The organism is Tateyamaria sp., assembly GCF_059783535.1.
In genome coordinates this window covers 54,943-80,428 of the sequence record NZ_JBYNDP010000003.1, presented here as the reverse complement: position 1 = coordinate 80,428, position 25,486 = coordinate 54,943, and the positions used below count along the sequence as shown (strand labels likewise).

23 protein-coding genes and 1 riboswitch are annotated in these 25,486 nt (G+C 58.1%); of the genes, 7 read left to right on the top strand and 16 right to left on the bottom strand.

Features of this window, described 5'->3' with window-relative positions; genetic code table 11:
- Positions 1-7 precede the first annotated feature (7 nt).
- Together gcvH and gcvT are read right to left on the bottom strand one after the other, a co-directional pair.
- The gene (gene gcvH, locus AC6RA8_RS01455; RefSeq protein WP_500350347.1) at positions 8-367 is read right to left on the bottom strand and encodes a glycine cleavage system protein GcvH; all 360 of its coding nucleotides are present in this window, start codon (positions 365-367) and stop codon (positions 8-10) included.
- A 15-nt stretch (positions 368-382) separates the two neighbouring features.
- Positions 383-1,507 carry a glycine cleavage system aminomethyltransferase GcvT gene (gene gcvT, locus AC6RA8_RS01450; RefSeq protein ID WP_500350346.1) on the bottom strand — a complete coding sequence of 375 codons (1,125 nt, stop codon included), beginning with the start codon at positions 1,505-1,507 and terminating at the stop codon, positions 383-385.
- A gap of 160 nt (positions 1,508-1,667) precedes the next feature.
- Positions 1,668-1,752: riboswitch (glycine riboswitch) on the bottom strand.
- A 188-nt stretch (positions 1,753-1,940) separates the two neighbouring features.
- On the opposite strand from gcvT, the gene AC6RA8_RS01445 reads away from it, so the two are divergent.
- Positions 1,941-2,402: a GNAT family N-acetyltransferase gene (locus AC6RA8_RS01445; RefSeq protein ID WP_500350345.1), complete on the top strand. Its 462-nt coding sequence runs from the start codon at positions 1,941-1,943 to the stop codon at positions 2,400-2,402.
- Between the two features lie 170 nt (positions 2,403-2,572).
- On the opposite strand, the gene AC6RA8_RS01440 is transcribed toward AC6RA8_RS01445, so the two are convergent.
- The 6 genes from AC6RA8_RS01440 to AC6RA8_RS01415 all read right to left on the bottom strand — a co-directional run bounded on the left by AC6RA8_RS01440 (position 2,573) and on the right by AC6RA8_RS01415 (position 8,831).
- Positions 2,573-4,069 (bottom strand): phosphomannomutase/phosphoglucomutase, encoded by a 1,497-nt coding sequence (locus tag AC6RA8_RS01440; protein WP_500350344.1) that lies wholly within the window; start codon positions 4,067-4,069, stop codon positions 2,573-2,575.
- A gap of 15 nt (positions 4,070-4,084) precedes the next feature.
- A complete protein-coding gene (gene kdsA, locus AC6RA8_RS01435; protein ID WP_500350343.1) occupies positions 4,085-4,918 on the bottom strand; it encodes a 3-deoxy-8-phosphooctulonate synthase in 834 nt (277 codons plus the stop codon).
- A 14-nt stretch (positions 4,919-4,932) separates the two neighbouring features.
- Entirely contained in the window at positions 4,933-6,600 is a 1,668-nt protein-coding gene (locus AC6RA8_RS01430) for a KpsE/RkpR family capsule polysaccharide export protein (protein ID WP_500350342.1), read from the bottom strand.
- Complete coding sequence (locus tag AC6RA8_RS01425) at positions 6,578-7,237, bottom strand: ABC transporter ATP-binding protein (protein ID WP_500350341.1); 660 nt, start codon at positions 7,235-7,237, stop codon at positions 6,578-6,580. The genes AC6RA8_RS01430 and AC6RA8_RS01425 overlap by 23 nt, the downstream gene beginning before the upstream one ends.
- Before the next feature lie 234 nt (positions 7,238-7,471).
- The gene (locus AC6RA8_RS01420) at positions 7,472-8,500 is read right to left on the bottom strand and encodes a permease (RefSeq protein ID WP_500350340.1); all 1,029 of its coding nucleotides are present in this window, start codon (positions 8,498-8,500) and stop codon (positions 7,472-7,474) included.
- On the bottom strand, positions 8,493-8,831 hold the full coding sequence (locus AC6RA8_RS01415) for an ArsR/SmtB family transcription factor (protein WP_500350339.1): 339 nt from the start codon (positions 8,829-8,831) through the stop codon (positions 8,493-8,495). The genes AC6RA8_RS01420 and AC6RA8_RS01415 overlap by 8 nt, the downstream gene beginning before the upstream one ends.
- Positions 8,832-8,928: 97 nt before the next feature.
- On the opposite strand from AC6RA8_RS01415, the gene AC6RA8_RS01410 reads away from it, so the two are divergent.
- From AC6RA8_RS01410 to AC6RA8_RS01395, 4 genes are all read left to right on the top strand, one after another.
- On the top strand, positions 8,929-9,510 hold the full coding sequence (locus AC6RA8_RS01410) for a uracil-DNA glycosylase family protein (RefSeq protein ID WP_500350338.1): 582 nt from the start codon (positions 8,929-8,931) through the stop codon (positions 9,508-9,510).
- 32 nt (positions 9,511-9,542) lie between these two features.
- Positions 9,543-10,295 carry an SseB family protein gene (locus AC6RA8_RS01405; protein WP_500350358.1) on the top strand — a complete coding sequence of 251 codons (753 nt, stop codon included), beginning with the start codon at positions 9,543-9,545 and terminating at the stop codon, positions 10,293-10,295.
- Positions 10,296-10,437: 142 nt separating this feature from the next.
- Complete coding sequence (locus tag AC6RA8_RS01400; RefSeq protein ID WP_500350357.1) at positions 10,438-10,962, top strand: YHS domain-containing (seleno)protein; 525 nt, start codon at positions 10,438-10,440, stop codon at positions 10,960-10,962.
- A 58-nt stretch (positions 10,963-11,020) separates the two neighbouring features.
- Positions 11,021-11,476 carry a rhodanese-like domain-containing protein gene (locus tag AC6RA8_RS01395; RefSeq protein WP_500350337.1) on the top strand — a complete coding sequence of 152 codons (456 nt, stop codon included), beginning with the start codon at positions 11,021-11,023 and terminating at the stop codon, positions 11,474-11,476.
- 234 nt (positions 11,477-11,710) lie between these two features.
- Here the strand turns inward: AC6RA8_RS01395 and mdoH are convergent, their stop codons facing one another.
- From mdoH to AC6RA8_RS01365, 6 genes are all read right to left on the bottom strand, one after another.
- Complete coding sequence (mdoH, locus tag AC6RA8_RS01390) at positions 11,711-13,567, bottom strand: glucans biosynthesis glucosyltransferase MdoH (protein WP_500350336.1); 1,857 nt, start codon at positions 13,565-13,567, stop codon at positions 11,711-11,713.
- Positions 13,555-15,078, bottom strand: coding sequence for an OpgD/OpgG family glucan biosynthesis protein (locus tag AC6RA8_RS01385; RefSeq protein WP_500350335.1), 1,524 nt, complete (start codon positions 15,076-15,078; stop codon positions 13,555-13,557). The genes mdoH and AC6RA8_RS01385 overlap by 13 nt, the downstream gene beginning before the upstream one ends.
- A complete protein-coding gene (locus tag AC6RA8_RS01380) occupies positions 15,078-16,340 on the bottom strand; it encodes an OpgC family protein (RefSeq protein WP_500350334.1) in 1,263 nt (420 codons plus the stop codon). Before AC6RA8_RS01380 ends, AC6RA8_RS01385 begins: the two co-directional genes overlap by 1 nt.
- Positions 16,341-16,385: 45 nt before the next feature.
- On the bottom strand, positions 16,386-17,732 hold the full coding sequence (locus AC6RA8_RS01375; RefSeq protein ID WP_500350333.1) for a tetratricopeptide repeat protein: 1,347 nt from the start codon (positions 17,730-17,732) through the stop codon (positions 16,386-16,388).
- A gap of 171 nt (positions 17,733-17,903) precedes the next feature.
- Entirely contained in the window at positions 17,904-19,118 is a 1,215-nt protein-coding gene (locus AC6RA8_RS01370) for a CaiB/BaiF CoA transferase family protein (protein ID WP_500350332.1), read from the bottom strand.
- Positions 19,105-20,760, bottom strand: a complete 1,656-nt coding sequence (locus AC6RA8_RS01365; protein WP_500350331.1) for a thiamine pyrophosphate-binding protein — start codon at positions 20,758-20,760, stop codon at positions 19,105-19,107. Before AC6RA8_RS01365 ends, AC6RA8_RS01370 begins: the two co-directional genes overlap by 14 nt.
- A gap of 130 nt (positions 20,761-20,890) precedes the next feature.
- On the opposite strand from AC6RA8_RS01365, the gene AC6RA8_RS01360 reads away from it, so the two are divergent.
- Both AC6RA8_RS01360 and cueR read left to right on the top strand, forming a co-directional pair.
- Positions 20,891-23,284, top strand: coding sequence for a heavy metal translocating P-type ATPase (locus tag AC6RA8_RS01360; RefSeq protein ID WP_500350330.1), 2,394 nt, complete (start codon positions 20,891-20,893; stop codon positions 23,282-23,284).
- Positions 23,281-23,670, top strand: a complete 390-nt coding sequence (gene cueR / locus AC6RA8_RS01355; protein ID WP_500350329.1) for a Cu(I)-responsive transcriptional regulator — start codon at positions 23,281-23,283, stop codon at positions 23,668-23,670. Before AC6RA8_RS01360 ends, cueR begins: the two co-directional genes overlap by 4 nt.
- Positions 23,671-23,746: 76 nt before the next feature.
- On the opposite strand, the gene AC6RA8_RS01350 is transcribed toward cueR, so the two are convergent.
- A complete protein-coding gene (locus tag AC6RA8_RS01350; protein WP_500350356.1) occupies positions 23,747-24,319 on the bottom strand; it encodes a GcrA family cell cycle regulator in 573 nt (190 codons plus the stop codon).
- Positions 24,320-24,428: 109 nt separating this feature from the next.
- Positions 24,429-25,319, bottom strand: a complete 891-nt coding sequence (locus tag AC6RA8_RS01345) for a DMT family transporter (RefSeq protein ID WP_500350328.1) — start codon at positions 25,317-25,319, stop codon at positions 24,429-24,431.
- Between the last annotated feature and the right edge of the window lie 167 nt (positions 25,320-25,486).

Below are 25,486 nucleotides of genomic sequence, written 5' to 3'. Positions count from 1 at the left end.
GCGTTCCTCAGCCGATCAGTGCGTTGTAGGCAGCCTCATCCATCAGCTCGTCCAGCTGTGACGGATCCGAAGCTTTGATCTTGAAGAACCAGCCCTCGCCCAACGGGTCACTGTTGGCGAGGCTCGGATCATCGGCCAATGCCGTATTCACCTCGGTGATCTCTCCATCGACCGGGGCCATGATGTCCGACGCAGCCTTCACGCTTTCGATGACAACAATTTCATCGTCCTTGCTCACGGTCGTGCCAACCTCGGGCAGTTCGACAAAGACCAGATCACCAAGCTGCGTTGTCGCGTGCTCGGTGATGCCCACGACATATGCGTCCCCATCAGCGCGCAGCCATTCGTGTTCTTCCGTGTATTTCATTGGTTTCCCTCTCTGCTATCGTTTGAAGTTGGCTGCCGTGAACGGCATTTTTGCTACCGTCAGTGGTTGGCGTTTTCCGCGCAACTCTCCGAAAATCTTGGTGCCCAGCGTGGCGTGTTCAGTGGTGACATATCCCATTGCAACAGGCGCCCCGACTGAGGGCCCAAACCCGCCCGATGTGATGGTGCCGATAGGGTCGGCTGCGTCCTCGGTCGCAAACAGCCTGACACCCTCGCGCATGGGCGCGCGACCGGCAGGTAGCAACCCGACACGTTTGCGCGCGGCACCGCCATCCATCTCGGCCAGGACATTCTCGGCGCCAGGAAATCCGCCTGCCCGGTCACCGTCTGTGCGCCGCACCTTTGGGATCGCCCAAGTTAGGCCGCCCTCAACGGGCGTCGTGGTGGAATCAATGTCGTGTCCATACAGGCACAGTCCCGCCTCCAACCGCAGGGAGTCGCGCGCACCCAGCCCGATGGCTTCAACTTCGGAATACTCCAGCAACGCCTTCGCAATATCTTCCGCAGCTTCTGTTGGCACGGAAATCTCATACCCGTCCTCGCCTGTGTAGCCGGACCGGGATACCCAGGCCTCAACGCCGTTCAAATGGAGCGTTGCCACATCCATAAAGCGCATGTCCGCAGCACGCGGATCAAGCGTGGCGAGCACACTTTCGGCGGCGGGTCCTTGCAAAGCCAGCAAGGCGCGATCGGTGATCTCTGTCACCGTGATTTCCGGTTCAAGCGCGGCTTTCATTTGCGCGATATCAGCGTCCTTGCAGGCGGCGTTCACTACGACAAACACATGATCCCCGCGGTTCGCGAGCATCAGGTCATCTTCGATGCCGCCATCGGCGTTTGTGAAAAAGCCGTAACGCTGTCGGTTCTGGCCCAAACCCAACACATCGATTGGGATCAGGGTTTCCAGATCGCGTGCGGCAGCCTCATAACTCGCGCCGTGTATAATGACCTGCCCCATATGGCTGACGTCAAAAAAACCGGCTTTCGTCCGTGTATGGAGATGCTCTTTCATGACACCCAGTTTGTATTGCACCGGCATGTCGTACCCCGCAAAGGGCACCATCTTGGCCCCAAGGGCAATGTGCAACGCGTGAAGCGGGGTCTGCTTGAGATCGGACATGCCTCATCACCTTTTTCAAGCCGACAAGATTTGCGTCAAATCATGCGGCACCAATTCATGCGCAAGACATCTCCTGCGCGTCGGTGCCTCCTCTGTCCGGGGTGCCTGAGATCATTATCCCTTCGGCGGATGCCAGGGGCATCACTCTCCAGAGTAGTTTGGCCTGACATTGGTCCTTTGGCCTGAGAGTTTCCGAGGCAGTTGCTCCTTCGGCACCAGTGGACTGGTTCTCCCAACATCGAGCTATGCAAGTTTCGTATCGGAAACTTGGTCGATATGGCAAGCAGAAAGTTCAAAGCAGTGTGCGGAGGGCGCTTGTAACCGTTCGGCAGATCCTTGGGCTTTTTTGCTGTACCGCTTTATTGGTTTTCTTGTCCTTGAGGTCACATGCAGCCGAGGTGCATGATCGCAGCGAGGCAACGGAGAATTCGCGATGATTATCAGGGACGGCACTGTTGAAGACGCTGAACAGATGAGCGCCTTTCTTCGCGAGCTGACGGCAGCCGGAAAACGGACAAGCCCCGACGATGAAGCCCACGTTCGTGCGTACTACATTGAAGACGTGGACAAAATTCGTTGCACTGTGGCCGAGGAGGATGGAAGTATTCTTGGGTTCCAGTCACTCAAAAAGGCCCGTGCAGGCAATCAGTGGGGTGTCGAACCCGGATGGGGCATCGTCGGTACACATATTCGACCATCCGCGGCACGGCGTGGCGTTGGTCGCGCGTTGTTCGATGTCACGCGTAAAGCTGCGCAAGATGCGGGGTTGCTCCATATCGATGCAAGCATCGGGGCGAACAATTCCGAAGGGTTGGCGTATTACGAAGCGATGGGTTTTCAAACATACAGAACACCAAAAAACCTGATCTGTAAGCGCTTTGATGTCTCGCTGTGATTGCCCAGTGTAGACGCAAGTTTCTTGAGCGCTACGCGAGATGAAGCTGAAGGGCTTCAAACTATTCGCAGTAAAGCTTGGCAGGTGGTCCAAATGGAAGCGTCACATAACCGGTTGTGGCCCGTTTCTAAGCTAAGAGAGTTGCGCTAGGTCATTTGTCGGCGCACCGGTCAAAAGGTTTGATCGTATTCGCCTACGGTATCTTCAGTTCGGATTACCGCATCGATATCCGCAAAGATCGCGCGCAATTCTTCTTCGCTTTCCGGGCTTTCGCACACCACGACCAAGTTTGGCGTATTGGACGAAGCGCGCACCAGCCCCCAACCGCCGTTATCCAAGATGACCCGAGCGCCGTTTACTGTCACCACCTCCTTGATCGCACGGCCTGCGATAGGTTCATTCGCTGCGGCCTTGGCCGTTAGCTTGGTGACGATACGGTCAAGTGTGTCGTATTTTTCAGTGTCAGAGCAGTAAGGAGACATCGTCGGGGTTGAGTGTGTTTTGGGGAGTGCCTTGCGGAGGTCCGACATCTTCATGTCAGGGTTGCGATCCATCAGTTTGCAGATTTCAACTGCAACTCGCATCCCGCAGTCGTAACCGCGCCCTATTGGTTCAGCGAGAAAGTAGTGTCCTGATTTCTCGAACCCGGCGAGCGCACCAATTTCCTTGACCCGCCGCTTCATGTGGCTGTGGCCGGTTTTCCAATAGTCTGCCGTGACTCCGTTCGCCTGCAGTTCGGGGTCCGACGCAAAAAGGCCTGTAGATTTCACATCCGCCACGAATGTGGCGTTTGGGTAGAGCCTCGACAAATCGCGCGCCATGATGACTCCGACCTTGTCGGCAAAAATCTCTTCCCCTTCATCATCCACGACGCCGCAGCGGTCACCATCGCCGTCAAAGCCAAGTGCAAGGTCGGCGCCGGATGCTTTTACGCTGTTCGCCATGTCATGCAGCATTTCCATGGCTTCGGGGTTTGGGTTGTAGTTTGGAAAAGTATAGTCGAGCGTGGTGTGGCTTTCGACCACTTCAACACCGATGCGGCGGAAGAGTTCGGGAGCAAAGGCAGCGGCGGTGCCGTTGCCGGTCGCACACACGACCTTCAGTGGGCGCGTCATTTTGAAGTCGCCGATAAGGTCCTGGAGGTACGCTTCCTGCACACCATCAACGAATTCATAGCCGCCGCCAGGGCGCGCCTCACCATTGCCATTCAAGACGATATCGCGCAATTCCGACATCTCGTCCGGGCCATGTGTAAGGGGGCGGTCAAAGCCCATCTTAACGCCCGTCCAGCCATTGGGATTGTGCGAGGCAGTGACCATCGCGACTGCTGGCACATCAAGGTGGAACTGGCTGAAGTAAGCCATGGGGGACAGTGCAGGGCCGATATCCTTGACCTGTATCCCTGCCTGCATCAGCCCAACGATCAGGGCGTTTTTTATGCTAAGAGAGTAATCACGATAGTCGTTGCCGACGGCAATCACAGGATTAATGCCGCGCCGCTGCATTTGCGTACCAAGGCCAAGGCCAAGTGCCGTTATTCCGGGCAGGTTAATCTCGTCCGGGTACTTCCAGCGCGCATCATACTCGCGGAAGCCGGTCGGCTTGATCATGGGGTCGCGCAGGAATTCCCACGTGTTTTGACTCACGGTGGCGGCAGGTTTGGTCATGGAAATACTCTTTGACTAAAATGTCATTGGACGCACTTTGGCGAGCGCATCGAATTGCATAAGGGTGTCGATCAGGGCAGGCATTTCATCGAGATAGATCATATTTGGCCCGTCTGACGGGGCAGTGTCCGGATCCGGATGTGTTTCGATGAAAACGGCTCCGACCCCTATGGCCACAGCGGCCCGCGCCATGACAGGTGCAAATTCACGCTGCCCGCCACTTGATCCGCCTTTCCCGCCTGGTTGTTGCACAGAATGCGTGGCGTCCATAACCACGGGATAGCCGGTTTGCGCCATCTGCGGCAGCGACCGCATGTCGGCCACCAATGTGTTGTAGCCAAAAGATGTGCCACGCTCGGTCAGCAGGATGCGGGTGTTGCCGGTGCTTTCGATCTTGGTGATGATGTTGGGCATTTCCCAAGGGGCAAGGAACTGGCCCTTTTTTACGTTCACCACTGCACCCGTCTCACCGGCAGCCAACAGCATGTCTGTCTGACGGCAGAGGAAGGCGGGGATTTGCAGGATGTCTGCGACTTCAGCGACCGGGGCGCATTGAGCTTCTGTATGCACATCCGTCAGCACCGGGACACCGGTGGCCTCTTTGACCGCTTGCAGTGCTTTCAACCCCGCGTCCAACCCAAGACCGCGCCCACCTTTGAGCGATGTGCGATTGGCTTTGTCATAGCTTGCTTTGAAGACATATTGCGCGCCAGCGGCCTCGCACACTTCCTTCATACGCCCGGCGACTTCTTGGCCGAGGTTGATGCTTTCCAATGCGCAAGGGCCTGATATCACCGTTAAGGGACGGTCATTGCCGATCGTGAGATCGGCGACTTCAACATGTTTCATAATGGGTCCAGACCCTAGCTAGTCACCTGTTCTCTGAGGATCGACGCGGTGAGCGAGATCATCAGATAGATGCCTGCAAAGACGAGAAATGCCAAGATCGTGTTTTCAAATGCGCGGGGATAGGTCGGTTCCTCGGGCGCGATGGGTTTCACAGCGACCGTCAGATAGCGCACCTGACGGGTCGCCTCGACTCGGGCCTGTTCCATCTGTTGCAGCGCCGATTGCAGCATCAAGTCGCGAGAGGCAAGGTCGGCCTGGGCGATCTGGATACGAGCGGCCAGCTCGGCCAGTGAATTTTCACCTTGGCTCACATCGGTCATCTTGTTGTTGAGTGCCGCAAGTTGGTCCTTGAGGATTTCAAGCGTGCCGCGCGCGCCGTCCACTCGACTCTGGTTGGGCCGAGAGTTATTGAGCAGGCTGGCCAGTTCGATCTCTTTTTCGATGATCTGTGTTTCGAGTTGGCCGATCTGCGTGCGTAGGGAAGCGATTACGCCCTCCGGGTCAAGGGTAGAGCCCTCGATCTGCAACCGGACAAGTTTTTCTTGCGCTGTGCGGCGCTCCGCCTCTGCTCGTTCAAACCCTTGGCGGGCGTCGCGCATCTGGTCATCGCGCTTTTGTGCGGACAAGTTGTTCACGCGTTGTTCAGCGTAGTCGATCAGCTGGCTTGAGAATTCGGCTGACACCTGCGGATCAGCGGCGGCCACTTCCATCCTGACCATGCCCTCTGTGGGATCATAGCCGATTTTTACGTTTTTCTTGTAGGTTTTGTAGGCTTCTTCATTGGTGGGATTGTCACTCAACCGCTGGATTGGGTCGATCCAGTTCTGTGTGAAGTGCGTCTTGAAGCCGACATCGCGGTCTAGGCGCAGCATCGCATCCTTGGATTGTAAAAAACCTTGCACCGCAATGCTGTCAGCGTTGGTGGCGAACTGCGTGGGCAGAAGGCCGCCAAGTGGGCCCGCGCCGCCCGATCCTTCGTTCTGAATAATCAGGAACTCGGACTTGGTCGCGTACATCGGCGTGGCGATAGCGTAGAAATAGTAGCCTGCAAGGAAGGTCGGCAACACCACGAAAAAGGCCAGCCGGACCAGCAAAAGGCTCATCTTCTTGCGACGACGCCGTGTGATGTCGCGCTGGATGTTCTGGATTTCCTGGGATCTGCGGTCTGCCGGGCTAATCTCGGTTGACGGCAGTTGCTGCTGTTTCACAGGTACGGTTTGCGGCAGTTGCGCGCGCCCAGCCCCTCCGGCACGTGCCGGCAGACTCGCGAAGGCATCTGGTGCGCCGCCTTCATGTTGTTCAGCCCCGGCTTGCGGCACAACAAGTTCCAGCATGTTCGAGCGTTGGAACGGATCAATGCCCTGGGCGCGCAGCAAGCGAACAGCATCAAAGTCCGATGTGGGGGCGAGCCCGTGTTTCTGCGCAACCCGTCGTGCCATGCGCAGTTGCCGACCGGTCAATCCCTCTTGGCGTATTGCATCGATGGTGTTTTCGCTTTGCACCTGCTGGTTCGACGCGACTTCTCCGCTTTTGGCGGCAGGTTTTTGAGCCTGTTCACTTGGCTTGGCCTCAGGCGCCGGTTTTTCGCGCGACGTATCGCGCTCGGACGCAGGCGCCGCACTGCCAAGTGCGGGCGCCGTGCGTTTGATCCGGAACTTCCTAGCTTTGGGTTTCGTAGTCATAAAGCCGTTTTGCCTCTTCCAGCGTGTCAAACATATGCAGTTTGCCGTCCAGCAAAACTGCGGCCGAGCGCGAGAATTTTTCAAGCGTCTGCGCCTGGTGCGACACGATGATGATTGTTGTGGTGCGCAGCCGTTCCTGCAGCACCTCGCCTGCTTTGCGGTTGAATTCAACGTCCGTTGACGATGGCATACCCTCGTCGATCAGATAGATATCAAAGTCGAGAGCCAACATAAGCGCGAAGGAAAAACGCGCCCTCATGCCCGATGAGTAAGTTCCCAGGGGTTGGTCGAAGTACTCCCCCAGATTACAGAGCCATCGACAGAAGCTTTCCACATAGTCGGGATCAAGTCCGTAGAGCCGCGCGATGTAGCGAGAGTTCTCCAAGGCCGAGATCTTGGGCAGCACTCCACCCATGAAACCAAGAGGAAATGAGATGTTGCAGCCACGTCTGATTTCGCCCTCATCCGGCTTCTCGAGCCCGGCCATCATGTTGATCAGGGTTGTCTTACCGGTGCCATTTGGGGCCAGCACACCAAAAGAATGGCCCAATTCCACACGGAAAGACACACGATCAAGGATCACCTTGCGCTGTGTGCCTGTCCAGAAGGACTTGGATACATTTTCGAATTCCAGCATCCCCGTTGCTCCGCGGTGTCTGCTTTGCCCCCGCCCATTGACGTGGGAAACCTAGGCCCTCCTTACCGGAGGCGTCTTAACGGTCTAATCACCGACTTAGGCAATATTATGTCCAAAGTCCTGTTAAATGTATAGGTTTCACGGGGTATTGTTGCGACGTAATGGACAGTTTGAGGGGTTGTACACGGGTCTTTGATGTGCCCGTGTACTGTCTGTTCGCAATCCAAGTATGCCTTAGCTCAGAATTTGCCATGCAACGCCGGCGACGATGGAACCTGCCAGTGCGAAACTCAGGTAAGCAGCAAAAACACGTGGTTTGACCAGTGCCCAAACGGCTATCGCAGCCGGGATGCAGCTGACGCCACCGGCCAGCATGAATGACATCGCTGCGCCTGCAGCCATACCCTGATCCATCAGCTCTGCCACGAGCGGCGCTGCTGCATAGCCGTTCAGGTAGGCGGGCATGCCCACAATCGCGCCAAGGATAACCGTGCCGATGCCACCATCGCCCAGAACCGAAGCGATCAGGTCAGCTGGCATGTAGTGCACCATGACGGCCTCAATCACGTAGGCGAGCGTCAGCCATTTGAGCAAGAAAATCGCATTGTCCAAAGCTGTGCTACGGAAGATGTCGCGGCGGTTGCGTTCGGCCCAGAACCGCCAAACCGGTTGGGCGGAAAAGGGCTGTTTCACACCACAGCATCCGCCCACCGACGGCTTCTCGCGTAGCGGATCGGTAAAGACGGGTGTGCCCGACAACAAGAGCGTTCCAAACCCACCAAAAATACCCAGCGCAATCGCAGCAATCGTTTTCGCCACTGCGAACTCCAGACTGATGGCGCCAGTGGTGATTGCGAACATGGCCGGGTCCATGAGCGGAGAGGCCAGCCAGAAAGCCATAACCGCGCCAAGCGGTGCCCCGACTGCAAGCAGTGCGGCGATAAACGGGATCACTTCGCACGAACAGAAGGGTGATAAGCCGCCTAGCAGTGCAGCCATGACGATCATGCGTGCGGGGTTCCCCTCGAACGCCTTTGCAAGCAGATTTTCCGCGCCTGTAGCTTTGAGATATGCAACTGCGCAGACCGCAAAGGCGATGAATGGGGCCGTATGTATCAACGCATTTGCGGCAAAGACAATCGTCGGCCAAAGCTGTGCGCTTTCCGAAAACGCGACAACTGCAAGAACCGCGATTGACGCAATCCAGGCGCTATCAAGGAATTTGCGCCGTTGAACGGGTGCTGGTGTGGTGGTGTCAGCCATGATCGTGATCCGAGTTGGGGCAGTCCGCGCAGCATTCAGTAAGCAGGAAGTTCGACAAATCCTGTACCTCGTCAAAGGCGACAGCGGCGCAGATGATTGAACGACCTTGCCGGGCTTGGGTCACCAGGCCCGCACTGGCGAGTATTTTGACGTGATGGGTCAGAGTTGAGCCTGTGACACCCGTGCGGTCACCCAATGCCCCGATGCTCAACCCTTCCGGCCCGGCCCGCACCAGAGTTCGCAGAACCGACAGGCGTTGCTCTGATCCAAGTGCCGCAAAGGCGGCAGCGGCGCGTGTAAGATCGAGTGAGTGATGCGGTTCTATTTTCATATTTCTAGAATTATAGAAATGTTAGAGTCACGCAAGGTTTATTTCGAAGAGTATCGAATTGATTGCCTAACCCATTGGTGTCGCATAGGTGTTTTTCATGGGATTGCCGGACGATATTCGCACTTGCACGCTATGTGCGGACCGATTTGCCGCCACCGAAACGGGACACAGCCCGCGTCCTGTTGTGTGGTTCAAGCCTGGGGCACGCATCCTTGTCGCCGGTCAGGCGCCCGGCGCGCGTGTACACGAAAGCGGACGGCCGTTCACCGACCCATCCGGAGATCGACTGCGTGACTGGCTGGGGATGGACGAGGCCACATTTTACGACCAGAACAAATTGGCCATTGTACCGATGGCGTTTTGCTTTCCAGGGTATGACGCAAAGGGATCCGACCGGCCCCCGCCCAAGATCTGTGCCAAAACATGGCGGGCCGATGTGATGGATCATATGGGCGAAGTGCCATTGGTCCTTTTGATCGGCGGATACGCCCAGTCCTGGCATCTGCGCACCAAAATGTCGGTGCGTGAAACCGTGGCTGCCTGGCGCGACTTTGCGCCCCGGGCCTTTCCCTTGCCTCATCCGTCTTGGCGCAATACCGCGTGGCTCAAGAAAAACCCGTGGTTCGAGGCCGAGGTGCTGCCTGTGCTGCGTGCGCGTGTAAAAGAGGTGCTGGCGTGAAAGAAACAGCTTTGGATCAGGCGCATGCCAACATGCAGTCCGCGTCCGAGGACGACACCGCGCGGTTGCGGTTTTTTGAACGCTTGGGGGATGCAGAGCTTTTCCTATTGCTCGAAGCTGAGGCGCAAGGGGACCAGATTGCGCCACAGGTGTTCGACCCCGGCTCTGGTCCGCTTGTTCTTGTCTTTGATCGTGAGGAACGATTGGCACTGTTTGTTGGGGCTGAGGCACCCTATGCCGCGCTATCTGGTCGGGTGATTGCAGGGCTGCTTGCGGAACAGGGCTTGGGGTTGGGATTGAACCTTGACGTGGCCCCGTCATCCTTCCTGCTGGATGCGGAGGGTGTGCAATGGCTAGCGCGGACACTCAGCAATGGCCCCGACGAAGTTGAGGCGCGACTTGCTGAAGTAACTGCTCCGACGGGTTTACCGGAAATTCTGATCTCCGCTTTAGACACGAAATTGGCCACGGCAACTGGATTGGCACAGATTGCATATCTTGTCGGTACGACGGATGCGGATGGTGGGCGTAGTCACATGCTGGCTTTTGTCGGGGCGGCGCCAGGAGCTGAGGGTGCCTTGGCCAGAGCAGCATCCGAGGCGTTGACCTTTTCCGGGATCGACGCAGGTGCGATGGATGTCGCATTTTTTGAGGCCAATGATCCCGTGACTCAGCGTCTTGCACGCGTCGGGCTGCGCTTTGACTTGCCGCAACCTGCACCCGTATGGTCCCCTGAACCAGTCGCTCCGGGCATGGACCCGGAGCGCCCGCCACGCTTGCGTTAGGCGCATCTGGTATTCACGGAATCCGACGCCTCCTCACATCAGCGCGAGGCGGGCTGAAATGCTGGACCGCGGACCCCTAATGACTGATTATCCACCGCAATGACGCGCGGGGGCTCAGTTTGACAGAGGATGATCCCAAATGATGAATCGTTTCACATTGGCCGTTGCGGCGGCTGCAAGTGCCTTGACGTTCAGCACGGCGGCGTTTGCCGGCGAGCAATACATTGATGAGACCGGGTTTGCCGTCTCAGGCTATGATGTGGTGGCTTACTTTGATCTTGAGATGAAGCCAGTCGGTCAAACCCAAACACCAGGTGTTCCAGGGAATGCCAACATTACCGCAGAATACAATGGTGCAACCTTTGCGTTCTCCACCGAAGAAAATCGCGACAAGTTCGTGGCCGATCCTGCGCGCTATGCCCCGCAATATGACGGCCACTGTGCATACGGCGTCGCCAAGGGCGGCAAAGTGCCCGCCAACCCCAACCTGTGGCGCATTGTCGATGACAAGCTGTACCTGAACATCACTGACGTTGTTGTCGGCTTCTGGGAAGAAGATATTCCGGGCAACATCACCCTTTCGGAAAACAACTGGGTCAGCATTGAGGATGACGCTGCTTCGGAAAGCACGATTCCCAAGTTCACCAGCGAAGCTCCGAACACCTAATATGACGGATCGCCCGACAGAACATTGCCGAACTGATCGGGCAGAGACCTCGGCGCGGATGACGCGCCGAGGCTTTGGTCTTGCTGCAGGAGTAGCCATCGTTGGTGGGGCGGTTTTTGCATCACGTTGGTACAACATCTCGGCCGAGGCCGGGGTAGAAGGTGCCCTGAGCACACCGGACGCCCATGCTGCCGCTGTGGGCGGTGCGATCCTGTTGATCGACATTCGCCGCCCTGACGAATGGGAGCGGACTGGCGTGGGCGAGGGGGCTGTTCCATTGGACATGCGCCGCAAGGATTTCACCGATGCGCTTCTGACTCACACCGATGGGCACAGAGATGTGCCCGTGGCCTTGATCTGCGCCCGCGGCGTGCGTTCCCGTCGTTTGACCGAACGGTTGACAACAGCCGGGTTCACAACGATCATCGATGTTCCAGAGGGAATGCTGGGTTCTGGCGCTGGGCCTGGTTGGTTAAAGCGCGGCCTACCGACGGTGAAATGGCAGCCCGAATAGATCTTTTCCGAACGGCTATTTTCGGGCGTGTATTACTACTCAACACTTGTCTCGCGCCTTTCTACGCAAGGGCGTTTTCGCAATTCTAACAGATGGCCGCCGTTTGTGCTTCGGAACGATCTACCGGCTATTCCGATATCCCTAATCCTTCGCACACAAAGACGTCGCTTGGCGGTGTCCATTATCTTTCCCCAACACCGCTCGACTGCGCCGTTGTCTTTCTGGCGCAGATTGCTACTCGGCCGCAATTTCCGAGGCTTCAATCCGCGCGCGCATTTCGGCGCGTGCAGTGCGGGCGTTGCCAACAATGGCAGGTTCGCGAAGCGTCAGAGGATTGTCGAGCCGTAGGCTCGGCGGTCGGATGCGAGCCAAAGGATATGCACTCAAGCCAGACAGCGGGACAGCGAATGCCAGGCTGGCGGCAATCGGGATAAGCCACCAGGACACCAATCCAGTACCCAACCCAAGGAACAGAAGGGCGCCGATCAGGGTTTCAATCCAATGGAACTTGATCAAGGTCATCATCGGATACGCCTGTGCAGTGCGGCTTTGTGGCGCCCATCCGCCACGACCTATCAACCCCCCGATCACGGCTTTGGTTTGCTGGATCATCATAATTGGCGCATAGGCGACAGACAGGGCGAGCTCTGTCATCACCGCACCGGCAAATACGCTACGGCCACCAAAGAGGCGAACCGCCTTGCCGTTGGCGGCGATAATTAAGGCCGAGGTGATCTTGGGCGTCAGTAGCATAGCGTACATAACCGCCAAAAAGATGGCGCTGTCGATATGTGTCATGGCCGGGGGCCAGTTCGGGAAAAGGGGGTTCGCCTCATTGAAGTACGAGATCACGTTGGTGTCTGCATCACGGCCCAGAAGCGCCCAGAACACGAGCAGAACGAACCACGCAGGCGACATCAAGTAGGCCGCGGCCCCCTGAAACAGATGGAAGCGGCTGACCGGGTGAAGGCCCCGTGTGGTCAAGAGACGCAAGTGTTGCAGATTGCCCCGGCACCAGCGCCGGTCACGGATCACGTAGTCGATCAGTGTTCCGGGGGTTTCTTCAAAACTCCCTGAGATGCGGGGTAGGAAACGCACTCGCCAGCCAGCACGCCGCAGAAGCGATGCCTCGACAAAATCATGAGACAGGATCAACTTGGTACGTCCTGTCATACTCCGCAGATGCGGCAGTCCGGCGGAGGAAGCGAACGCGCGCGTGCGGATGATCGCGTTGTGGCCCCAATAGTTACCCTCGGTCCGGGACCAGTGCGCGAGCCCCTCGGCCAACAACCAACCATACGCAACGTTGGAAAACTGCTGCATTCTCGCAAACAGGGTGTTGGCCCCGATCAGCTGTGGAAAGCTTTGGATCAGACCGGCCTTTGGGTCTACAGCCAATTCGCCGGCCAGCCGATCAATGGCGCGACCGGTCATCAGGCTATCGGCATCCAGAACCAGCATAGCCTCATAAGAAGCGCCCCATCCGGTGATCCAGTCGACGAGATTGCCAACTTTTTTATCCGTATTCTGTGCGCGGCGGCGGTAGTGGACTGGAACCGGCGCACTGCTCCGCAAAACTTCGAAGGCTTGCCATTCCTGCCACGCGATAAGGTCGTCTGTTGTGTCGCTCAAGATGAAGAGGCTGTAGCGATGACCGCCCTTCTGGCGGGTCAAGTCAGTCAGCATCGCGGCTGCGTTCCCGAATACGTCCCACGGCGTTTCATTGAAAACGGGCACCAGAAGGGCCACGTCCAATGGGTCCGAAGGTTCGGGTTTGCGATTTGGATCAAGTCTGCCGGCCAACCCGACACCGACGGTTGAGACGGCGATGGTGACCCAGATGAACGTAAGGCCGATGAGGGCCAAAAGCACATACTCAAAGCCAGTCATACCAGACATCTTGAACAGGCCGTAAAGCCCCCAAAGCACCAAGCCGGTAATTGTCAGCGCCGGGATGAAGACCGCCATGCGCCAAATCGGGTCCTGTTTGGCTGTACCTGCATCAGCATTCGCAGGCGCGCATGCAAAGTCCTGCGCCGGCATGTCGAGCGGCGCACGAGGCGGCATTGCGTTCTGTATCATATGGTCCATCGATAGAGCCACACTTCGCTAAGAGCTTGCCCGTCCAGCCGCAATTGCGCACGGAATTCGGCCCATTGCGCGTCACCTGCCATGAAGGTGAATGCAAGGCGCGGCCCGCCGGTTTCGGGATTGCGTTGGATAATGCCTTCTGTCACATCACCCGCGCTGGAGCGGATAAGCCGGTCAACTTTTGACAGGTCCTTGGGGACATGGGGTGCATCTTCGAAGTCGATTGTGAAGATGCGCCCGCCTTCGGGGCGCCCGCCTGCAGCGGTATTCAAAACGCGCAGGGGCATGGCTGCTTTCGGTGCAGGATCTGCGCCCCAATCCATACGGTAGGTCATACGGTGTGATGTGCCCGCTTCGATATCGGCCGAGGGACGCCAGTAGGCAACAATGTTGTCGTAGATTTCCTTGTCTGTCGGAATCTCGACCAACGCAACACTTCCGCGGCCCCAGCCCTCACCCGGTGTGATCCAAAGACCGGGGCGGCGATGATATAGGGCCTCCAAATCATTGAAGTCGCTGAACTTGCGGGCCCGTTGCATCAGGCCGAAACCCCGGGGATTGTTGTCCCCAAACGCACTGATTTGCAGGGTCCGTGGGTTGGCCAGAGGGCGCCAGATCACCTCACCTCCGCCATTGTGGATCATAAGCCCGTCATTGTCGTGCACCGCAGGCCGAAAATCATCGAAGCGCTGGGTGTTCATGTCATCGAACATGAACATCGATGTCAGCGGCGCGATGCCCACATGGGTGAGTGTGGTACGCGCGAAGATTTCGGCTTCAACTTCCATCACAAGCGGTTGGCCTGGCATGATCTCGAACCGATAGGCACCTGTGCAGGAAGGGCTGTCCAGCAGCGCATGGACGACGATTTGCGCGGCTCCGGCTGCGGGACGCTCCAACCAGAAATGCGTGAAGTCGGGAAACTCCTCGCCCATCGGATCGCCGGTCTTGAGGGCAAGACCCCGGGCCGACAGGCCGTAAATATCGCCTGTGCCGATGCCTCGAAAATAGCTGGCTCCTTGGAAAACAGCATATTCTTCGTGGATGCCCGGCTGGCGTAGTTCGGCCCGCAAACGCAGGCCCGAATAGCCCAAAGTATCGTCGATCGGCACATCCGGGAATTTGTCGGTCGTGTCAAAGACGCTCATATCGAATTTGATCGGACGAGCCTGATCACCTTCGACCACATAAGTGCGAATGGCTTGTGGAAAGTAGAGCCCTGGGGGAAACACATCGACCCGTTGTGATGCGTCGGTGCCTTCCCAAAGGCCATTGCGGCTGTCGAACCAGATCTTGCGGTACTGGTCGTAGGTAAGGTTCTGCCATGCCTCTGGGATCACCGGGCGTGGTTCATAGGCACGGCTGGCTTTGTCCCGGGCAATGTCGATGACGTCTGACGGGTTGAAGGACACCGCATCACCCAGCGGCAGACCAGGTTGGTCCTGCGCCCAAGACGCATGAGGGGCTGCGGCAAGCGCCGCTAGGGAAGCGAGGAATTCGCGGCGCAGCATCAGCGGCTCGCCTTTGGTTTCCAGGGAACGGACTTGAACCACCCCGCTAGGTAGGCCGTCAGGATCAGGATGCCGCATCCGAACGCGTTGACTGCCAGTACGGTGCCTGTGTCGCGACCCAGAACGTCCATCGCAAAGCCGTTGAACCGGGCAACAAAGATGGACACAACAAACACAGCGAGGGATTGCTGACCCACCTTTAGGATGACTGTCAGCACTTTGTCCCATGCACGGGCCAACGCGCTCGTCGTAGATACCCGTAGACGGTGGCCTTTGTCCCCGGCCAGAACCCACGCAAGGTAGGCCAGATTAAGAAATTGTATATAGCGCAGCAATCCAAAGTCGGACTTGGAGATCCACTGGCGGTTGTCTGCGCGCCAGTCACGGGCCCAGTCAAAACCCAGCTCGCGGACACCAATATTCGAGAGTGGAATGTTCGCCAGAACAATGAAGGCAGCGATGCCGATCAGTACCTTGTTTACTGGCGGTTTCGGCAACCAGCCACGCATAAACGCAAACCCGGTAAAGAAAACAAGCTGCCATCCAAACGGATTGAGGAACCAACGACGCTGCCAATCGTCATTTCCAACCCATGGTTCGGCGGTGAAGTTCAGATACGGAAGGCCCGCTGCTTCCATGAATTTGCGTTGGCCAAGTAGCCAAAGGATGCCGCAGAACGCCGCGACGAGCCCCAAATGCACGCGCGCCAGAAAGATCACGATGGGCATCATGGCGAGGATCACCATGTACATTGGCAGGATGTCAAAAAGGTTCGGCACCCACTGCAACGTCATGAAACGGAACAGCATATCGGGATTTTGCCAATGCTCTCCTTCCACAAACAGCATCCAAAGGTTCAATTGGCCCCAATAGTTGCGGGTCGTGATGTCAAGGTCTGTGACAAAAGCCAGCAGGGCTGTGGTAGCAAAGAAAAGGCCGACATGGGCCCAGTAGACCTGCCAGATACGGTAGCCAACCCGAGCTGTGCCAAGGGCAAAGCCAGCCCTTTGGAATGTAGAGCCAAAGGCAATGGCGGATGCCATGCCCGAGCAGAAAACGAAGATTTCGGTCGCGTCCGAAAAACCCCAACGCGCAGGGATCCATGAGGTCAGGAAGTTGCCTGGTGTATGTGCGAACAGGATGATGAACATCGCCAACCCGCGGAAGAAATCCAGACGGATATCACGCACCCGCACCGGATTGGCGGATGCGGCGGCAGCAGAAGGGGCCGCAGTTGTGGTGGTTGGATCGGCAAATGTCATGGCCGCTGTCTACTTTACCTCACAAATGGGTGCTATCCCCGCGCATTATTGAGCGGGAATGCGCCGCGCGTCCTGGATCGAGGCCAGTCGAGTTGCGGCAAACCGGTCGATTGCACCGGCTCGGCGCGCAATACGATTCTCGAGCAAGGCTTCTGTCGCATCGTACATGCCGGAGCGCAGACCGGCGTCGATTGTCATCCGCTCAAAAACGTCGCGCTGGGCGTGGCTGCCACCGATAGTCTGCATCGACGGACGCGCAGCCGCCAAGTCTTGGAACGCGTCGTCATAGCGTCCTTCTGCAAAGGCGTTCAGGCCCGACAGTGCTGCTTTGCCTGGATCAGCCACGCGCGCCGGCATTTCGCCCTGACGTGCGGCATCGACAGCAAAACGGGCGGTCATGGCCGCCTGCGCATCGTCGCGCCCAGCGGCGCCAAGGGCGAGCTGGTAATGCAGGTCAGCAAAGACGAGGCATCCATCATCCGTTCGGTTTTGCGCAAAATCTGCCAACTCGCTCCAGCGATCCCCCACTTGGGTACCCTCAAGCTCAAGCCGCATCAGAAGGGATGTCGCGTTGGCGATGTCACGGTAGTCGTCTGTCTTGTCCGCGCGGATCTGTTGATCATAGAGCGCGAGCACGATGTCGTTCTCGCCCCGGTCGAGGTGCAGCAACGCTTTGTGCCACCATACGTGGTAGCGGAAGTTGTTACAGTGGTCCCAAGCCGGAACGTTGTTTTCGATGAGGGAAATACCAGCGTCAGGACGGGCGGTCATGTCATAAACATGCGCTACGGCGTGTAGACCCCAAGCGTCATCCGTTGCCAGTTCTAGCCCCTTGAGGCCAGCGGCTTCCGCCGCGTGATAGTCGCCCGTCTCTTCGAGAGTGAAGGCATGACAGCCATGCAAATACCCTTCGAGAGGGTGGCCCTTGTGTGCGTCCAGAACGTTCTCGATCGAAGTGCGCATACCGACACCGTCGCCCAGAATGAAACGAATGGCGTGGCTCACCTTGGCCGACAGCGTGTCGGTGGGGTGATCAGCTAGAACGCGCTCCATTGCGGCGATGGCGCCGGACGGGCGATCATCCAGCCACTCGCCCAAAGCACGGACCCAAAGCCGTTCGCGCGCGGACCCGCCCGCCACAGCCAATGCGGCCACTGCATCCTTGCCTGCCTGATGGGCGACATCCCACAATTCCTTGCGGCCCATCATAAGGGAGAAGAGACCCTTCGCAGCGTACCCCATTGCGAACTGGGGTGCGCCCGACAGGACCGCGCCCAGATGTGTCGGGGTCGCAGTGCCATGAGCGAGAAAGGCGCGGATCATGCCATTCCACTCTTCCACCAGAGCGGGATCTTCAAGGCTGACAGGCGCCTGACAAATATCGTGCATCATGGGTGCGTGACCTTTTACCGAATGCGTTCTTGTTTGGTGTAAAACATCTAGGCAGGAATGGTATGCTATGAGCACAAGAAACACGTAACCGTGAAGCAGCATGTGCGGTTCCGTGAGCAAAATGTCAGCACATCCGCGAAAATCAGGCAAAAACCGGCCAAAGCGCTTGGGCTAGTCGGTATTTTGTTGCGAATTCTGAGGCTTTAATGTTGCAAGCACGGCTTCTGTGTCCTGCCCGAACCGGGGCGGGGGGCGTCTGTAAGTCACCGGTGTTGCCGAAAACTTGAGCGGATTCGCCAAAAGACGTACGTGGCCGTCTTCCACATCACTTCTGTCGACCTGGACCACCGTACCTCGCGCCTCGGCCTGATCGGAGTTCAACGCTTCGGCAACATCGTGGATTGGTCCCCCAGGGACTTTGACAGCGTGCATTTTTGCCAACAAGTCGTCTTTTGACATTCCCGCCAGGATCGGAGTGAGCGCCGCAGTCAACGTCACCCGGTTTTTTATGCGACTGAGATTGGCTGTGTACCGTGGGTCGCTGCCCAGTTCGGGCGCGCCTACCGCATCGCAGAAACGCGCGAATTGGGCGTCGTTTCCGACGGCTACCAGTACATGCCCGTCCGATGTTGCGAACGCATCATATGGAACAATATTCGGATGTGCATTGCCACGCCTTTCTGGGACCTGACCCGACACAAGGTAGTTGCAACCTTCGTTGATCAACCACGCCATCTGTGCGTCAACGAGGCTGAGGTCTATGTGTTGACCCTCGCCTGTTCGGTCGCGATGCCGGAGTGCCGCCAGAATGCCGATGGTGGCGTACATGCCGCACATAACGTCAGCGATGCCAACGCCAACTTTCGTTGGCGTGCCTTTTGGGTCGCCGGTCAGCGACATGATCCCGCCATAACCCTGCGCCATCAGATCATAACCGGGCTTGTCGCGGTTGGGGCCGGTCTGTCCAAACCCTGAGATGGAGCAGTAGACAAGCCCCGGATGGGCATTGAGCAGCGTGTTGTGGTCCAGGCCGTACTTGACCAACCCGTCTGGCTTGTAATTCTCGATCACCACATCAGCGCGGGCGGCGAGTTGGCGCACAATTTCCTGACCCTCGCCAGTTGAAAGGTCGACGGCCACCGATTGCTTATTGCGGTTGGCTGACATGAAATAGGCCGATAGATCAGTTGGTTGCCCATCAACCCCGCGGGCGTAGTTGGGACCCCAGCCTCGCGTATCATCGCCGCCGGTCTTCGGGTTCTCGATCTTGATTACGGTGGCGCCCAAATCACCCAGCATCTGTGTCGCAGTCGGTCCGGCAAGGATACGCGACAGGTCAAGAACGAACAGGCCGTCCAGCGCGCCCGGTGTATCAGATGCGGCCATCATATGCTCCCCGATCAATCACAGCGGCAATCACTGTGAAGGTATCGGCTGATTGCGCGGCGGCAAGCGCGTCTTTCAACTCGGCCCGTGACGTGACCGTATGGCCGGCGCCGCCAAAGGCGCGCGCCATCGCTGCGAAATCATGTTTGGCAAAGTCGACACCGGCATTGGTAAGTTGCCTCTGCCGCTGCTTCAATTCGATCAGGGCCAGTGACGCATCGACGAAAACCACAAAAATGGTCTTGAGGCCAAGCTCTGCCGCTGTGGATAATTCCCCGGCAACCATGAGGAACCCGGCGTCGCCCGAAAAACTGACCACAGTGCGGGTGGGATCCGCCACCTGCGCCCCCACTGCCAATGGAATGGCACAGCCCATTGTACACAACGCAGAAGACTGCATGAGGCCACGTGCCTCGTAACATTCCCACATCTGGCTCAGCAGAATGCGGTGTGCTCCGCTGTCTGCGGTAGCAAGCGCGTTGCGGGGTAATTCAGCACGGCACGTGTCGATCACCGCGGCCGGTCCCCAATCGTCGTCGCTCGGGAAAGCTTCGGCTAACGCGGCCTTGGCAGCGGCAACCTCTCCATTTGTCCACGTGGCGCGGGGCGTCACGCCGTCTGACATTGCTGCCAGCGTGGCGGCGCAGTCACCGATCACATTGGTTGTCGCTTGGTGCATGTAGTGATGGTTCGGTTCGGCCGTGATGTCGATCATGGTTTGTATGCCGGGGAAGTAGAAATCCCGCCAGCCTGTGCGCATCTCGATTGGATCATAGCCCAAACCGATGATCAGATCGGCACTTTGAACCAACGGCAACAAAACCTTGTCAGCCTTGGGTGACAGTCCCGCGCCGCCCAAAGCCAGCGGGTGATCTTCCGGTAGCAAACCCTTGGCTTTGTACGTCGTGATCACAGGTACGTTGTAGGTTTCTACAAACTGGTGCAGCGCGTCCGACATGTCTTGTCGCCGTGTGTCAAAGCCTTGATTCAATGCATCTACGCCGGCGATCAGGATGGGGCGTTCTGCATTCGCCAAGGCCGCGCGCATGCCAGAAAGTGTTTGTACCGCCGGTACAACCGGCTCTGCAAACGACCTGCGTATTGGAAGCTCCGGCCGCACGGGGGTGACGGCGACGGAGATTGGCACATCAATGTGAACGGGGCCGGGTCGCCCCTCCTGCGCGATGCCGACAGCCTTGTCTGCAATGACATGCGCCGCACCAGTGTTGAGCGTGAAGGTCGCCTTGGTGATTGGACGGAACACTTGCGTCTGGTCCAGCACCTGGTGCGTGTAGGTCTGTGCTTCGTCCGCATCGACACAACCGGCGAGCACAATCAGTGGCACGCGATCTTGATGAGCATTGGCCACAGCATTCACGCCATTCAATGCGCCAGGACCAACCGTAGCCACCAGAATACCGGGCGCACCGGTGCGGTGCCATGCCCCTTCTGCCATGAAAGCCGCTGCGTTCTCGTGCTTGCACAAGATGAAGCGAATGCCAGCCCGCTCGAGAGCGTCCACGATGGTCAGAACCTCGCCGCCGGGCATACCAAAGGCGAAACGACACCCTGCATCAAAGAGCCGTGCTGCCAGAACATCTGCGGCGCGCGGTGGTGTCGGGGGCGGGGGCAAGTCTTGCATTGCTGGTCTTTCACATTTTTGCACCGCGCCTTCCTGTCATGGTCATCCCTGACGTACAACTCACACCTGCGCTGGGTTTGTTTCATCAAAGGCTTGACCTTCCAGTCACTGGAAGCCCTATGTGCAACACATGAAGGAACAGACACTGACCTTAACGTTGCAAGGATTGCACTGCGCTTCCTGCGTTGGACGGGCCGAGGCGGCCTTGGCCGCACTGCCAGGTGCGCGTGACGTGCGCGTGAACCTTGCAGATCACACGGCACGTGTCGCGGGAGTCGATGTAACCAATGCGATGCAGGCGCTGGATGAGGCTGGCTATCCGCCTGCCGTCAAGCATACCGTCTTGCACATCCCGTCCATGTCCTGTGCATCCTGCGTTGGCCGCATCGAAACGGCAGCGGGCGCCACGCCCGGTGTCATCAAGGCCGAAGCACGTTTGCCAACCCGCACCCTTGTTGTTGAATCACTTGGTTCCGACTCTGATCTGCGAACCGCTTTGAAAGATGCCGGTTACCCCGCAGAGCCATCCAACACCAGTGCACAAGAAAGTAACGAAACGGAGCGTTTCTTCCGCCGTTTCCTAATCGCTGCAGCGCTGACACTGCCCGTGTTTGTTATCGAGATGGGCGGCCACATGTATCCGCACTTGCATCATTGGGTGGCCAGGACGATTGGCACCACCAACAGCCATCTGTTTCAGCTTGTTCTGACTGCAGTTGTATTGGCGGGACCCGGAGCCGGGTTCTTTCGTCGTGGACTGCCCAATCTTTTCAAGGCACGCCCGGACATGGATGCCTTGGTGGCACTCGGGGCAGGGGCCGCGTTTGCGTTTTCGGCTTTTTCTGTCCTTGCTCCCGGCATCCTTCCCCCTGCAGGCGTCTATTTCGAAGCTGCCGCGGTGATTGTCACATTGATCCTCATGGGGCGCTGGCTCGAGGCGCGCGCGAAAGGGCGCACCGGTGACGCCGTCCGGCGTTTGCTGGGGTTGCGTCCGGATACAGCCGAGCGACTGACAGATGATGGCGCGGCCGAGACGGTGCCGCTGGCGTCGGTACATACGGGCGATGTGTTGCGTGTTCGTTCAGGTGGGCGGATTCCGGTGGATGGCATCGTGGTTGATGGCTACAGCCACGTTGATGAAAGCATGTTGACGGGTGAACCTGTGCCGGTCCTAAGGCAAGAGGGTGACATTGTCACTGGCGGAACGCTGACAACCACAGGGACCATCGCGCTGCGTGCCACGCATGTGGGTGAGGATACAGTACTTGCTCGTATTACGGCTCTAACCCGTGAAGCGCAGGCCGCGCGTCTGCCGGTCGAAGCATTGGTCAATCGGATCACGGCGTGGTTTGTGCCTGCTGTCCTTGCAATAGCATTGGGAACATTTGTGATCTGGTGGGCTTTCGCCGGATTGGCCCCTGCCGTGGTTTCCGCTGTCTCGGTGCTGATCATTGCTTGCCCCTGCGCAATGGGCTTAGCAACGCCAATGTCCGTGATGGTAGGCACCGGGCGCGCAGCGGAATTGGGTGTGCTGTTCCACAAGGGCGACGCATTGCAGCGGGTGCAAGATGCGCAGGTCGTAGCCTTCGACAAGACGGGCACTCTGACCATGGGCATGCCACAGTTGTATGAGATTGCCTTGGCAGACGCTGCAGAAGAGGCGTTTGTGCTGCGGATGGCGGCGGGTGTCGAAAGCCTATCCGAGCATCCAATCGCCCGCGCAATCGTTGATCATGTTGCAAAAGCTCCAACGGATGTCTCCGGCTTCCAGGCAACGCTTGGGGCCGGCGCGTCCGCATCTGTCGAAGGGCACGGCGTGGTTGTTGGCAACCTAGATATGCTATCGCAAGCCGGCGTGACGGCCGATGCAAATGTGAGCGAGACTGCTGCGGAGTGGGCTTCGACCGGCGCGACGGTTGTACATGTCGCCATCGATGGGCGCCACATGGGGTCACTGGCCATTCGCGACACGATACGAAGCGGTGCGGCAGAGGCCATTGCTGCTTTGAAGGCGCAGGGTAGGTCGGTGGCGATGATATCCGGTGACGCGGTTGCCGCCGCAAAACACACCGCTGAGGCACTGCAGATCGATACTGTCATCGCAGGCGTGAAACCGGACCAAAAGGTTGATGCGATCCGCAAGCTGCGTGCGGACAAAGGTGCAGTTGCATTTGTCGGGGATGGTATCAACGATGCCCCGGCCCTCGCTGCTGCCGATGTTGGGCTGGCCGTAAATGGCGCCACTGACGCAGCCATCGAAGCGGCGGATGTCGTCCTCATGTCCGCACAACCCGCAGCCGTCTTGCGCGCCATGCGTGTCAGCCGCGCCACGTTGCGCAACATTTGGCAGAACCTGGCCTGGGCTTTCGTCTACAACACAGCTTTGATCCCTGTGGCTGCTGGCATTCTAGTGCCCTTTGGTGGTCCGCAACTCTCGCCTGCATTGGCGGCCCTGGCCATGGCACTGTCTTCCGTTTTTGTCGTTACAAACGCTTTGCGCCTGCGCACGGAGGGAACCGCATGAACATCTCGGAAGCTGCAGACTTCACCGCACTGCCGGCAAAAACAATTCGCTACTACGAAGAGATAGGGCTGATTACTCCAGGGCGCAGTGCCAACGGTTATCGCAGCTTTACAGACACGCACATCCATCAACTGACTTTTCTGGCGCGCGCCCGTGCGCTTGGGTTTTCTGTCGAGGATTGCCGTTCCCTTCTTGCGTTGTGGGAGGATCGAGATCGGGCCAGCGCCGATGTACGCAAGATCGCTGCGACACATCTAGGCGCCATTGAAGCCAAGATCGCTGACCTGTCAGCCATGCGCGATACGCTGCGCCATCTGGTCAACACATGTGCTGGCGACAACAGACCGGATTGCCCGATTTTAAACAGCCTGTCTTCTTCTGACTAAAAATACCATGGGGGAGGCCGTAGGCCGGGGGGCAAAGCCCCCTTGAATGTCGTGCCGCCGCAAGGCGACCGCAGGATCAGCGACGGCGATCCCGGCGCGACGACATCGGCTGGAACGCCACACCCACATGCGCTTCGCAATAGGGTTTGCCCTGTTGCACGGGCAGGCCGCAAAACCAGAAATTGTCTGTGGCCGGATCACCTACGGGCCATTTGCAGGTCCGTTCGGTCAGTTCCATCAGGCTGATTTTCTTGGCTTTCTTTTCGACCTCGTTGACCTTGGCCAGTGCTTCCGGGCTGATCTCGTTGGCCGAGGGCTGCGGGGGCAGGGGCTGGCCTGCTGGAATGATCTGCTTGCGTGCAGGCAGGCTTGTCTTTGTCTCGGATACCGGTTTGACGGCTGGTTCCGTCTTGGGTTGAACCTTTGGTTCAGCCTTAGCCTTCGGGGCCGCTTTCGGTTTGGCTTCTGCCTTGGCCGTGCTTGCGCTTGAACCACCGCCACCGGCACGGTTCGAAAGACCGAGGCGATGCACCTTGCCGATCACCGCGTTGCGGGTGACGCCACCAAGTTCCTTGGCGATCTGGCTGGCCGATTGGCCCTCGCCCCACATTTTTTTCAGCAGTTCAACGCGTTCGTCGGTCCAGGACATCAGCAGGCTTTCCGATTTAAAAAGCGGCCTCACGTGGGGCCGCCTTGTGTCTCAGTTCAGTGTCAGCGCCCTATAGTAGTCACACAGCCCAAAGTTACAAGGGATCACCTTAGTCTTTGGATGATGCGCGCAAGCCTTCGCGCCAGGCCAGAAGCAATGCCCCGGCGATGATGATACCGGCGCCAAGGATCGTGACTGCATCCGGGACAACGCGATAGAAGATAGTGTCGTACCCCGCGGCAAATATCAGGGTGGCATAGCTGAACGGCGCGACAAAGCTGGCATCGGCCCGGGCCATGCCGTTTACAAAGCATGCCTGTGCAGCAGCCATTGCGCATCCGACCCCAGCCATGAGCATCCATTGGCTGACAGTGGGGGCTTGCCAAACAAAGGATACGGCCACCGTGGCAATGCAAAGTCCAAGCGCGTTGTTGACCAACAGAATCGAAAAGGGACCCTCGCGACCGGTCAGTTTCTTGATAAAGCCCAGCTCAAACCCCAGTGCCATGGCGGCCCCGAGGGCCAAGAGCGCCGCGGGCTGAAAACTCGCTGGTGTCGGACGCAACAGGATCATGGCTCCGACAAAGGCGATCAGGGCAGCCAGCCAGCGCCATTTGCCCACCCGCTCGCCCAGCAATGGGATGGCCAAAATCATACCGAAGACCGGGTTGAGAAACGAAATTGCAGTTGCATCGGCCAATGGGATGTACGCAACGGATGCGAACATCAGCGTAACACCCGCCCAACCGCTCGTTGTGCGGGCCAAATGGAACCCGAGATGAGGGCGCTGCAATTCCGGGCGCAGGACCAGCGCGGCCATGCTCAGGATCAGAAATGCAAACATGAACCTGCCAAAGCTGATCTGGAACGGATGCAGCCGGGCACCAAACTGGTCCGTCCCCAGCGCTTTTGCAAATAAGGTCGAGGCTGCGATGAAGGCACAGGCCACGACGATCAGCAGCGCGGCAAAAACAGGGTTCTCGACCTTGGGCTGGTACATGTCGCGTGCCTGCGCCTGTGCCGCCCCGAGTGCAAGCGCATTTTTGCTGGCAAATGTGCTGCAACTGACCTAGAGGGGTTGCATGATCAAATTCGCACACCTCCGACGAGCCTTGCGACGCAGCTGACCGCTGCGCCTGATCTTGATGTGCCGTGATGGCACGCTTT